Annotated in this window: 11 protein-coding genes; 8 read left to right on the forward strand and 3 right to left on the reverse strand. The window is 38.3% G+C overall.

The genetic code is table 11. The annotated features are described in order from the left end of the window. Window positions 1-308: 308 nt before the first annotated feature. On the reverse strand, window positions 309-1,619 hold the full coding sequence (locus MWJ95_RS18195; protein WP_249106894.1) for a globin-coupled sensor protein: 1,311 nt from the start codon (window positions 1,617-1,619) through the stop codon (window positions 309-311). Between the two features lie 295 nt (window positions 1,620-1,914). Here MWJ95_RS18195 and MWJ95_RS18200 point away from each other — a divergent pair, with 295 nt between their 5' ends. After that, window positions 1,915-2,124 carry a hypothetical protein gene (locus tag MWJ95_RS18200; protein WP_249075391.1) on the forward strand — a complete coding sequence of 70 codons (210 nt, stop codon included), beginning with the start codon at window positions 1,915-1,917 and terminating at the stop codon, window positions 2,122-2,124. 98 nt (window positions 2,125-2,222) lie between these two features. Here the strand turns inward: MWJ95_RS18200 and corA are convergent, their stop codons facing one another. Both corA and MWJ95_RS18210 read right to left on the reverse strand, forming a co-directional pair. Then, entirely contained in the window at window positions 2,223-3,182 is a 960-nt protein-coding gene (gene corA / locus MWJ95_RS18205) for a magnesium/cobalt transporter CorA (protein ID WP_481817361.1), read from the reverse strand. A 49-nt stretch (window positions 3,183-3,231) separates the two neighbouring features. Continuing rightward, window positions 3,232-3,918 carry a class I SAM-dependent methyltransferase gene (locus MWJ95_RS18210; protein WP_249106896.1) on the reverse strand — a complete coding sequence of 229 codons (687 nt, stop codon included), beginning with the start codon at window positions 3,916-3,918 and terminating at the stop codon, window positions 3,232-3,234. 120 nt (window positions 3,919-4,038) lie between these two features. On the opposite strand from MWJ95_RS18210, the gene MWJ95_RS18215 reads away from it, so the two are divergent. The 7 genes from MWJ95_RS18215 to MWJ95_RS18245 all read left to right on the forward strand — a co-directional run bounded on the left by MWJ95_RS18215 (window position 4,039) and on the right by MWJ95_RS18245 (window position 11,940). Continuing rightward, the gene (locus MWJ95_RS18215; protein WP_249075394.1) at window positions 4,039-4,344 is read left to right on the forward strand and encodes a DUF4870 domain-containing protein; all 306 of its coding nucleotides are present in this window, start codon (window positions 4,039-4,041) and stop codon (window positions 4,342-4,344) included. Between the two features lie 191 nt (window positions 4,345-4,535). Further along, the gene (locus MWJ95_RS18220) at window positions 4,536-5,006 is read left to right on the forward strand and encodes a CtsR family transcriptional regulator (RefSeq protein WP_249075395.1); all 471 of its coding nucleotides are present in this window, start codon (window positions 4,536-4,538) and stop codon (window positions 5,004-5,006) included. A gap of 14 nt (window positions 5,007-5,020) precedes the next feature. After that, window positions 5,021-5,569, forward strand: coding sequence for a UvrB/UvrC motif-containing protein (locus MWJ95_RS18225; protein WP_249075396.1), 549 nt, complete (start codon window positions 5,021-5,023; stop codon window positions 5,567-5,569). Continuing rightward, window positions 5,566-6,675 carry a protein-arginine kinase McsB gene (mcsB, locus tag MWJ95_RS18230; RefSeq protein ID WP_249075397.1) on the forward strand — a complete coding sequence of 370 codons (1,110 nt, stop codon included), beginning with the start codon at window positions 5,566-5,568 and terminating at the stop codon, window positions 6,673-6,675. Before MWJ95_RS18225 ends, mcsB begins: the two co-directional genes overlap by 4 nt. Continuing rightward, entirely contained in the window at window positions 6,665-9,109 is a 2,445-nt protein-coding gene (locus tag MWJ95_RS18235) for an ATP-dependent Clp protease ATP-binding subunit (RefSeq protein WP_249106897.1), read from the forward strand. Before mcsB ends, MWJ95_RS18235 begins: the two co-directional genes overlap by 11 nt. Before the next feature lie 95 nt (window positions 9,110-9,204). Beyond that, complete coding sequence (gene radA / locus MWJ95_RS18240; RefSeq protein ID WP_249075399.1) at window positions 9,205-10,581, forward strand: DNA repair protein RadA; 1,377 nt, start codon at window positions 9,205-9,207, stop codon at window positions 10,579-10,581. A 273-nt stretch (window positions 10,582-10,854) separates the two neighbouring features. Then, entirely contained in the window at window positions 10,855-11,940 is a 1,086-nt protein-coding gene (locus tag MWJ95_RS18245) for a PIN/TRAM domain-containing protein (protein WP_249075400.1), read from the forward strand. Window positions 11,941-11,945 lie beyond the last annotated feature (5 nt).

The raw sequence follows: 11,945 nt of genomic DNA on the forward strand, positions 1-11,945 counted from the left end.
TTTACGATCAGTAAAATTACACTGGCTTTAAATTTTATTTCATAAAAAAATAAGGATCACTTCTGATAAAATTAAGTCACCACAACAAAATTATACAGAAAGAAGGATCCTTATGTTTAAAGATTATAACATGAATCAATTCACTTCATCTACTTTTTCGACCATTTAAGCGGGGTCTTCCGATGCTAATTCCTTTTCATTTTTCCGTTCAATTTCTGGCATGATTTCTTTTTCAAGCAGCTTATCGTATAGATGGTTTGACTTTTCCCACTAATTGAAGCTAGTTATTCCTAGGCTCTTATTCGTGCTTACATTTTTAACTCATTTACCACATTAATAAGTGAATCGGAAGAAGAAGAAACTAAGGTAGCCCCTTGTGACAGTTCGGTAATCAAGTTAGAGATCGCTGAAATATCTCTTGATGTATTTACATACTGCTGTTGAATTCCAGAAACAGCATCGGCGATATCATTAAATGATTTAGATAAATTGTTTTGTGTATCTACGCTAAGTTGAATCTTTTCATCAACATTTATCACTGAATTCGACATTGTTGTAATATTACTTTCTGTTTCTTTAATGAGATGAGAAACATTTTGTACAGCATTTTTTGTTTCTTCTGCAAGCTTACGGACTTCCTCTGCAACAACAGCAAAACCTTTACCATGCTCACCTGCACGAGCTGCCTCGATAGAAGCATTCAATGCTAATAAGTTAGTTTGATCGGCAATTCCTGTAACTAGCCCTACAATCTCTGATATTTTTTGAGAAGATGTACGCAACTGGTTCATCGTCACTTCGAGACTGTTTACACTTTGTAAAATAACCTGTATTAAATCATTTTGACCTTGTAGCTGCTGCTGTCCACGTCGAGATTTTTCCTGTGTATCGGCAACGAAGTTTAAACCTTGTTTAGTAGCTACTGCGATATCATCTGTTTGAGAAGATATGACTAATAAAGAAGCTGCTGTTTCTTCACTAATCCCATTGAGTTCCTCTGCCGTTTTTTGAATGGTCGTAACAAGTGCATTTTTTGTGTCATCAGCTGCTGCACGAATGCGTTCTTCTTCTTTTTCATAGGCTTCAATTACAAGTTGCTGCTCGAAGTTAATGATTTTGCAGAAAGCATTGATAGCACGTATTGCATCATGTTTTGATATATCTAACTCATTTGTAAAGCGTGTAAATGTTGTTGTTAATGATTGGAATGAGGCGATATACCACTTCGATTGTAGACCAATTCGGACATGGGTTTCGGCAATTGCCTTCCGTTCAATAATATAAGCGTTATTAATATGACTTTCAAAAATATCACTCAAATGCTTATGTAAAGTAATTTTTAAACGATCGATTTGTGACGTTCTGTTGATAATGTCTAATAAACCTTGGCTCAAACTAATGGCTGCATAAAACTGATCCACCATTTCAGGAACTAAATCCTTAGCGAAAGGCTGTAGTTGTTTAATGATGGCTAAATCCTCAATTGTTAAATCCAAAAGCTGTAACTGTTTTTCAAGTTTTGGATGGTTTGAGACATCCAATTGCACATCGTTCTTATAATTTTCAGGTACTAATGTAATTGAGTAGCGAGAATCGTTCTTTTTTGTAAACCAACTCATTGTTGTTTGCTCCATTCTTTATAAATGCATAGTAGTATATAAAAAATCGAATTGCTTATTTTGTTAATTTTTCGGAATATATGGTATTTAGTCTATTCTACTATTTTTTGTAGTGAATTTGGTTAAAATTTTAGTGTATTTCTTTATTTTTTTATAGGCATTATAGACGACTGTCGAATAAAAGTCATGAAATAGACTATTAAAAAGGTAATAGGTAAATTGAATTTGAAATAGGAAACCTGTAAAATACGAACTGTTTAGATTGATCGTAACAATAGTTTTGAGGAGGTATTACATGGAGAAGAAACGTTTCAAATTTGTTATTCCGGTTATGGTAATTGTAGCAATAGGATCGGTTTACATGTTGCGAAACTACTATACTGAGGTACCCGACTTAGATCAACTATTAATTACTATCTGTGCAACATTAGTATCTGGGGTACTCGCATACTTTTTATTTCCACAGCAGGGCGAAGATAAAGTTGATGATCGTGGACCTTACTGACAGTGAAAAGGCATCTTAGAAAAATCTCTAAGGTGCCTTTAGCTTGTCGACAAAATAAATAGTTGATTTCAAATTTCCGCTGGTTTCCTGCGTCATAACTAAGGTTTAAATAAATTGAACCAGCCTTTAAGCTTAAAGACTGCTAGCATAAATAACGCGATAAAAATCATAATGCCGAGTACGATAAAGTAGCTAAATCTCCCATGTAGCTCTGGCATATGGTCAAAATTCATCCCATAGACGCCGGCAATAAATGTTAGAGGAATAAAGATTGTTGAAACAATTGTTAAGGTCATCATAATGCCATTCATGCGACTAGAGCTCATGGCCATATAGCTATCACGCATATCCGCTGTGAGCTCACGGTTAGATTCGATCATTTCGGTGAGTTTAAGCAAATGATCATAAATATCTCCGAAATAAGCACGTTCCGATTTCTTAAGTGAAAATCGGTAAGAATTAAGGATTCGATATAAAAGATCACGCATTGGTAAAATGGTGCGTCGTAGATCAAGCAAATCACTACGGAATTCAAACACAATTTTCATAGCATTGAGGTTACTTTGGTAGGTAAGCTCATCTTCTAGTGCGTTTAAATGATCCTCAATTTTATAGACAAGTGGGAAATAGCTATCAACGATTTTATCTATAACCTGATATGTTAAATATATGGTGCCACGTTCCCAATTCTTTGGCTGTTTTTCTAACATCTTTTGTACTCGATCTATTTCAGGTGCTTCGTTTTTATGAAATGTGACAATAAATTTATTAGAAACAAAAATATTTACTTCCTCAGCGGTTAATTCTTCGTTAACCCTTTGAATAACAAAGAAATGGAAATCATCATAAAAATCGAGCTTTGGCCGCTGTAAACGCATTAAACAATCTTCTATAGCGAGTGGATGGAAATGGAAAAACGTATCTAACAATTGTTCTTCATCATCGGTCGGACAATTAAAATCGACCCAATACCATTCAAATTCGTTTTTGTGTATATCTTCAAGCGGAAATTCCTTTATAAGCTTTTGATCTTTTGTAATGCCAAATGTGCGTATCACAGCATTCACCTCAATTCTGTTCATTCTATCCTAACAGGTGTATATATCTTCACGAGCAACTTTCTTTATAACATATCCAACCACCAAATAGAGTAGTCGCAAAGAATCTAGATGGTTTTGTAAAGCCTGCCTGCTGTAATAGTGATAAAATCTCCTCCTCACACATAAATGAAAGAGAACGTATGGATTTCTCCATTTCTGCTACGTCCGATGATGTAAGCTTTGTGTGTTGTAGCCAATAAGCACGCCATAAATCAAATTGGAGCTCCGTTTCTAAGGAACAGAGTTGCCCGTATTTTGAGACGAGGACAAATGGAGCACCAGGCTTTAAATTATTTGCTATTTCTTTTAATGTTGCAAGCTTCTCTTGGTCATCTTGTATAAAATGAAGCACTAGCACACAGCTTGCTGCATCAAATTTCACTGCGGGTAGCTGCGTATCCAGTATAGTTCCTTGATATAAAGAAATATTATTAGGTAGGGATTTTAAACGTTCGCCAGCTATTTCTAGCATTGCTTCTGACGGATCTATGCCAACAAATGACCAGTGCGGTCTTTTCTCGGCAAGCTGTAAAATTTCATTGCCACTTCCGGAACCAACTACTAAAAATTCAGCTTTCTCATGTAATGCAGACTGGTAAAAAGTTTGTATTAAACGTAGCATGGCATCATAGCTTGGTAGCGTGCGACGAATACCTTTTTCGTATTCGTTTGCAAGTTTGTTACTAAATTCCATCAGGTATCACATGCCTTTCAAAAAAATTTTATAAATCGAATTTATATTGAAACTATATAAGGTATAGTTTCGTAAATAAAAGTACATAAAATAAAAAAATTAAAGGAAGGGTTGATATAAATGGAAACTAAATGGTCTAAGGTAATCATACACGCAAGTGCGTTTTTTGCGCCATGGTTAGTACCAATTTTATTTTTCTTAATTGGCTCGGATGAAGAGATAAAGAGTATTTCAGTGCAAGCTTTATTGTTCCAAGTTGTGATGGTGGTATTACTTACAATTTCGGGTATTTTAAGCTTCCTACTCGTTGGTATACCGTTTTTAATTGTTTTTGGTATTATGTATTTTATTGTGCCAATTATCGGTATTGTGAAGGCTCTATCTGATGAGCCTTGGCGTTATCCAATTGTTGGTCGCTGGGTATAATTTCTATAGACGCAAGTATATGCTAGTTGCATGTGCTTGCGTTTTTTCTATTGCTGAAAAGGGTATCTTAAAGCTAAGGATTTTTTCTGTGTGCGAATTAATTGCAATTATTTTCAAGCATTTTGTATAATATACTCAAAGAAAGTCAAAGATAGTCAAAGTCAGTGGAGTAAGCGAGGTGTATTCCTAAAATGCGTAATATATCAGACATCATAGAAGGCTACTTAAAGCAAGTACTTGAATTAGGTGGAGAAGGGCATATTGAAATTAAACGTAGTGAAATCGCAGATAAATTTCAATGCGTGCCCTCACAAATAAATTATGTAATTAATACAAGATTTACTGCCGAACGAGGTTACCTTGTTGAAAGCAAACGTGGTGGTGGTGGATACATTCGAATTTTACGTGTCCGCGCGAATTCACAAATTGATCTAATTGATGATGTCCTCAGGCAAATAGAAGGTGGGGCATCGCAAACAATGGCAGAAGATTTAGTGTATCGATTAATTGATGAGCAGGTAATTTCAATGCGAGAAGCGAAAATAATGTTAGCAGCAGTTGATCGTTCAACGATTGATTTGCAACTCCCGTTACGTGATCATATTCGATCAAAAATTTTAAGAGCGATGCTAACGACGATTAAATATGAACAGCAAAAATAAAAGAGGTGATGGAAATGATATGCGAACATTGTAAGCAGCGAAATGCGACAGTTACCGTAACACAAGTTCAAAGTGGTCAAAAGGTGGAGCACCATTATTGTGACGTCTGCGCCTCGCAATTCCATCCATTTCATGCTGAATTTAAACAAGAGCCAATCTCTATTCAACAGTTATTATCCAATTGGTTTGGCTCACCTTCATGGCAGCAACAACAAGTGGGTGAAAAACAACAGGCGCCACCACAACCACAAACATGTCCGCAATGTGGATTTACGTATAAACAGTTTTTAAAAGAAGGTAAATTTGGGTGCCCAAGTTGCTATGACACATTTAGCGAGCACTTACCGAAGCTCTTTAACCGTATACAGGCTGGTCCTCAACATATAGGGAAAATGCCCGGTGCCCGAAACAATGTTTATGTCATCAAAAAGCAAATTGAAGATATTCGTAAACGTATGAGGGTAGCAGTAGATGCAGAGCAATTTGAAGAGGCAGCTAAGCTCCGTGATGAAGTGAAAGAGCTTGAGAAGCAGCTACAATTCGAAGGTGGTGATGTGTTGTGATGATTGAATCGTTTTTAGAACGTGCTACACCAATATGGATGAGTGTGGAGGACGATTATTCAGATATTGTCATTAGTACACGCATCCGCCTTGCTCGAAATTTAGACGGTTATCGTTTTCCGTTAGCCTTTACAGAGGACGAAGCATTACAAGTGGAACAGGCAGTTACACATGCAATCAAGGATAGTACAGAACTTCGAGGAAATTATTCATATTTTGCTATTAAGGATTTAACGCCTTTGCAGCGTCAAATACTCGTGGAAAAACATTTAATTAGTCCTCAGCTTGCCAAAAAAGAGCGGGTGGGCTCAATGCTTTTATCTGATGACGAATCGACTAGCATTATGGTGAACGAAGAAGATCATTTACGCATTCAATGTATGACAGCGAGTTTTCAACTTCAAAAGGCATACGAGCAAGCCAATACAATTGATCGTACCTTAGAGAAAACTTTGCCCTATGCATTTCGAGATACATTTGGTTATTTAACAAGTTGCCCAACAAATATTGGTACTGGGTTGCGAGCATCTGTCATGATGCACCTACCAGCTCTTACACTTACAGGTCAGATGAATCAAATCATTAATGCAATGACACGGTTAGGGATGACGGTAAGAGGAATATATGGAGAGGGTAGCGAAAATATAGGGAATGTTTACCAAGTGTCAAATCAGATTACACTAGGGAAAACAGAGGATGATATTTTAGCGGACATTCAAAGTGTCGCTGAAAAAATAATTCAAAAAGAACGACATGCACGAGGCAAGTTACTGGAAAAAGCAGAGCTGGCCCTAGAAGACCGTGTATACCGTGCTTTAGGGACTATAACACATGCTCGAATTTTAACGAGTGAGGAAGCCGCTACCTGTCTATCTAATATTCGTTTGGGAGTAGATTTACAGTTAATTGATGGTGTCAAAGCGACCAAACTAAACGAATGTGTAGTCAGTATGCAACCTGGTTTTTTACAGAATTATGCAGGTGACGTCTTGCCGCCTGCTGAGCGAGATCGCGTACGAGCTGAAATGCTTCGTGAGGCACTATCTCGAGAAAATATGAGTAAGCCTATTATTCGGAGAAAAGGAGAGGATTCATTTGATGTTTAATCGTTTTACACAACGCGCACAAAAAGTATTACAGCTTGCACAAGAAGAGGCAATTCGTTGGAAACACGAATCAATTGGAACAGAGCATATTCTTTTAGGGCTTATCCGTGAAGGTGGCGGTATTGCTGCAAAAGCATTAGAAGCCATTGATATTAGTCCTCAAATGATTGAAACAGGTATTGAAGAACTTGTAGGGAAAGGCAAAGAGGATGTTGGGCCAATTGTTCACTATACACCTCGAGCAAAAAAAGTAATAGAACTATCAGTCGATGAATCACGTAAATTAGGTCATTCCTATATTGGCACAGAGCATTTACTATTAGCGCTTATTCGCGAAGGTGAAGGTATAGCTGCCCGTGTATTAAATAATGCTGGTGTTGGATTGAATAAGGCTCGTCAGCAAGTGCTGTTGTTATTAGGTAATAACGATAATGCCCAATCTGGTCAACAAGCTGCCCAGGCTGCCAATACACCAACATTAGATAGCCTTGCGCGTGATTTAACGCAAATTGCTCGTGAAGGTACATTAGACCCAGTCATTGGTCGTAGCAAGGAAATTACACGTGTTATTGAAGTGCTGTCACGTCGTACAAAGAATAACCCTGTATTAATCGGGGAGCCAGGTGTTGGTAAAACAGCAATCGCTGAAGGCTTAGCACAGCAAATTATTAATAATGAAGTGCCAGAAATTCTTCGCGATAAACGTGTTATGACACTTGATATGGGGACAGTTGTTGCTGGAACAAAATATCGTGGTGAATTCGAGGATCGCTTGAAAAAAGTAATGGATGAAATTCGCCAAGCTGGTAATGTTATTTTATTCATCGATGAACTGCATACATTGATCGGTGCAGGTGGTGCAGAAGGTGCCATTGATGCGTCAAATATTTTAAAACCGTCTTTAGCACGTGGCGAGCTTCAATGTATTGGTGCAACGACACTAGATGAGTATCGCAAATATATTGAGAAGGATGCGGCATTAGAGCGCCGCTTCCAACCAATTCAAGTTGATGAGCCAACTGTAGAAGAAGCGATTCAAATTATTCAAGGTTTACGTGATCGTTATGAAGCGCATCACCGCGTGAAAATTACAGATGAAGCAATTGAAGCGGCGGCAAAAATGAGCGACCGATATATTTCTGATCGTTTCTTACCAGATAAAGCGATTGATTTAATTGATGAAGCGGGTTCTAAAGTACGCTTACGCTCATTCGCAGTGCCACCAAACTTAAAGGCACTTGAAGATAAGCTTGAAAATGTGCGCTCTGAAAAGAATGCAGCTGTCTCAGGGCAAGAATTTGAAAAGGCAGCATCTTTAAGGGATACAGAGCAAAAACTAAAAGATGAAATTGAAACTACGAGAAAAAATTGGAAGGAAGAGCAAGGTAAAGCCGAATCAAAAGTTACAGTAGATGATGTAGCTGCGGTAGTATCTATGTGGACTGGAATTCCGGTATCGAAAATAGCCTCAGAAGAATCTTCTAAGTTATTACAACTTGAAGAGGAGCTACACAAACGAGTTGTAGGTCAAGGGGAAGCCGTAGAGGCAATTTCTCGAGCAATCCGTCGTGCAAGAGCTGGTTTGAAAGATCCGAAACGACCAATTGGCTCATTTATTTTCTTAGGCCCTACAGGGGTTGGTAAAACAGAGCTTGCTAGAGCACTAGCTGAGGTTATGTTTGGCGATGAGGACGCAATGATTCGTGTTGATATGTCTGAGTACATGGAAAAACATTCGACTTCACGTTTAGTTGGTTCACCTCCAGGTTATGTAGGCTTTGATGATGGCGGTCAACTAACGGAAAAGGTTCGTCGTAAACCGTATTCAGTAGTATTACTAGATGAAATTGAGAAGGCTCATCCAGATGTTTTCAATATCTTACTACAAGTACTTGAAGATGGCCGTTTAACAGACTCTAAAGGTCGTGTGGTAGATTTCCGCAACACAGTTGTTATTATGACATCAAATGTAGGTGCAGATGCTTTAAAATATCAGAAAAACCTTGGCTTCAATGTAGGTGGTACAGATACGAAGTATAAAGATATGAAGGGTACAATGCTGGAGGAACTGAAAAAAGCATTCCGCCCAGAATTCTTAAACCGTATCGATGAAATGATCGTCTTCCACTCACTAGAAAAAGAGCATTTAAAAGAAATCGTAGCGATGATGGCGAATGCTTTAACAAAACGTTTGCAAGAGCAAGACATCTCGTTAGAGTTAACGGATTCTGCTTTGGAGAAAATTGCAGAGGAAGGCTACGATCCTCAATACGGTGCTCGACCACTACGCCGTTCATTACAAAAACAAGTAGAAGACCGTTTATCTGAAGAACTGCTAAAGGGCAATGTAGAGAAGGGCAATCAAGTGATCATTGATTACGTAAATGATGAGTTTGTTGTGAAGAAAAAAGAGGAAGTTTCTACCTCTAAATAATTTTCCCGAAAAAGACAGCAAGGCTTTAAGTGCCAAGCTGTCTTTTTTTATGTACAATAATAAATATAAGAACAAATATTCGAGGTGGATGCAATTTGGCGAAGAAAAAAACAAAATTTGTATGCTCAGGCTGTGGCTATGAATCTGCAAAATGGATGGGTAGATGTCCAGGGTGTGGAGAATGGAATAAGATGGTTGAAGAGGTGGAGGTAGTTGCAAAAGGGCCGCGTGGGGCATTCCAACATTCTGCTACAGTTACCCAAAAGGCTCTCCCTATAATGCAGATTGAAGCTACTGAAGAATCACGAGTTGCAACAGAAATGGGTGAGCTAAACCGTGTGTTAGGTGGAGGCATCGTGCCAGGTTCTCTTGTGTTAATTGGGGGAGACCCTGGGATTGGGAAGTCGACATTATTATTACAAGTATCTGCGTTGCTGTCGAATAAGGGACATCGTGTGCTTTATATTTCTGGTGAGGAATCCATCCGTCAAACAAAGCTACGTGCAGAACGTTTAGGAGTAGTATCCCAGGAGCTTTATATATATTCTGAGACGAATTTAGAGTTTTTAAATCAGACCATTGACGATGTGCAGCCAAAGTTTGTTATTGTCGATTCTATTCAAACTGTTTTTCATCCGGAGGTAACGAGTGCACCGGGTAGTGTATCACAAGTGCGTGAATGTACAGCAGAACTTATGCGAATAGCAAAAACAAAGGGTATTGCCATTTTTTTAGTTGGACATGTAACAAAAGAAGGGCAAATTGCAGGGCCACGTATTTTGGAGCATATGGTTGATACGGTATTGTATTTTGAAGGAGAACGACATCATAATCACCGTATTTTACGTAGCCAAAAGAACCGTTTTGGCTCTACGAATGAAATTGCTATCTTTGAAATGCTGCAGGGGGGCTTAAAGGAAGTGTTAAACCCATCTGAGTTGTTCTTACAGGAGCGTTCACAGGGGGCGGCAGGGTCAACAATCGTAGCTTCGATGGAAGGTACACGACCGATTCTAGTTGAAATTCAATCACTTGTAACACCAACAAGCTTTAATTATCCGAAACGAATGGCAACAGGTGTCGATCAAAACCGCGTGCAACTGCTTATGGCCGTTCTTGAAAAGAGAATGGGCCTCTTGCTACAAGCCCAGGATGCCTATATTAAAGTTGCTGGCGGCGTGAAGCTTGATGAGCCCGCAATTGATTTAGCTGTGTTGACAAGCATTGTTTCAAGTTTTAAGGATCAAGCTGTCAGGGCAACGGATTGCTTCATTGGTGAAGTAGGTTTGACAGGTGAGGTGCGTCGTGTATCTCGTATTGAACAACGTGTGATTGAGGCAGCAAAACTCGGATTTAAACGAGCCTTCATACCAGCCTCGAATATAGGTGGATGGGATTTCCCACAAGGTATTGAGATAGTTGGTGTGGAAACAATAAAGGATGCATTAAATGCTTGCTTTAGAGAGCTATAAAGAAGCTTGTGCATGTTGGACAATGTTCTGACATGCACTTTTAATTGCATGAGTGGAATACCTAGATAGAAGGTAGGAAACTCAAAGAGGGGAAATGGCGTCTAAGATAACGTCTGTGAAAAGAATAGTTAGAATGAAGGATTTTGGCAATTGATTTTTCTTCTTTCAGTAGTCTCGATAGAAGAGGAATGAACGATACTTTGATGGGTTCATAAAAGATTTTCTACAGCAAACTATGTATAATTATATATTAAAAATAGGAGGTGACAGTTTATGAAAAAATTTGTTCAAATTGCTTTTTTACTGATTGGAGGAGCATTAGGCCTTGTTTTCTTACCGCCATTATACGAATTGCTTCATTTATCATCTAATCCTTGGCTTGATAATCCTTATGTATCAGTATCTTTAGGAGCGCTTTTACTGTTTACATTATCATTTGCCTTTTCAGATTATTTTGTAAGGCTTATTAGTTGGATGGAAGAGGTGTTATTTAAAGTACCTGTTGGGGATTTACTATTTGGTACACTCGGCCTTATTATCGGACTAATTGTTGCTTATTTCTTAGGCTTTGCAATTGATAGTATCGATTTGCCGAAGTTCACAAAGGTTTTACCGATAATACTGTCATTTGTACTAGGCTATTTAGGGTTCCGCGTAGGCTTTAAAAAGCGAGATGAATTAATCCAGCTATTTACATTGCGTGGTAACAATACGAAGAAAAAAGTAACGGAAGGTGTAGAACCTCAAGAAACACGAGGAAGCTATAAACTGTTAGATACTAGCGTTATTATTGATGGTCGTATCGCAGATATTTCTGAAACTGGCTTTATCGAAGGTACATTAGTTGTACCCCAATTTGTCCTTACTGAGCTCCAACATATTGCTGATTCTTCGGATACATTAAAGCGTACAAGAGGTCGTCGTGGTTTAGATATTTTAAAAAAATTACAAGATGAGCGAATGACGAAGGTAGAGATTACAGAAGAGGACTTTGAGGATGTGCAAGAGGTTGATTTAAAGCTAGTGCGTCTTGCGAAGAAAATGGGTAATGATACACAAATTGTGACGAACGACTTTAACCTAAACAAAGTTTGCGAGCTACACCAAGTGAAGGTTTTAAACATTAATGATTTAGCAAATGCAGTAAAGCCTGTCGTTATTCCGGGTGAAGATATGCAAGTGATGGTGATTAAAGATGGGAAAGAGCATAATCAAGGGGTTGCTTATTTAGATGATGGCACAATGATCGTTGTTGAAGGTGGACGTAGCTATATTGGACAGGCAATTACAGTAACTGTAACAAGTGTTCTTCAAACATCAGCAGGTCGTATGATTTTTGCTAAACCAAAGGATGACTAGGAAGT

The sequence above is a fragment of the Lysinibacillus sp. Bpr_S20 genome, from assembly GCF_023337835.1.
In the GTDB taxonomy this organism is placed as follows: domain Bacteria; phylum Bacillota; class Bacilli; order Bacillales_A; family Planococcaceae; genus Lysinibacillus.

Excerpts from the sequence above, each read along its gene's own strand:
- MWJ95_RS18195 (WP_249106894.1), bottom strand. The coding sequence starts at position 1,619 with ATGAGTTGGTTTACAAAAAAGAACGATTCTCGCTACTCAATTACATTA.
- MWJ95_RS18200 (WP_249075391.1), top strand. The coding sequence starts at position 1,915 with ATGGAGAAGAAACGTTTCAAATTTGTTATTCCGGTTATGGTAATTGTA.
- MWJ95_RS18210 (WP_249106896.1), bottom strand. The coding sequence starts at position 3,918 with ATGGAATTTAGTAACAAACTTGCAAACGAATACGAAAAAGGTATTCGT.
- MWJ95_RS18215 (WP_249075394.1), top strand. The coding sequence starts at position 4,039 with ATGGAAACTAAATGGTCTAAGGTAATCATACACGCAAGTGCGTTTTTT.
- MWJ95_RS18220 (WP_249075395.1), top strand. The coding sequence starts at position 4,536 with ATGCGTAATATATCAGACATCATAGAAGGCTACTTAAAGCAAGTACTT.
- MWJ95_RS18225 (WP_249075396.1), top strand. The coding sequence starts at position 5,021 with ATGATATGCGAACATTGTAAGCAGCGAAATGCGACAGTTACCGTAACA.
- MWJ95_RS18245 (WP_249075400.1), top strand. The coding sequence starts at position 10,855 with ATGAAAAAATTTGTTCAAATTGCTTTTTTACTGATTGGAGGAGCATTA.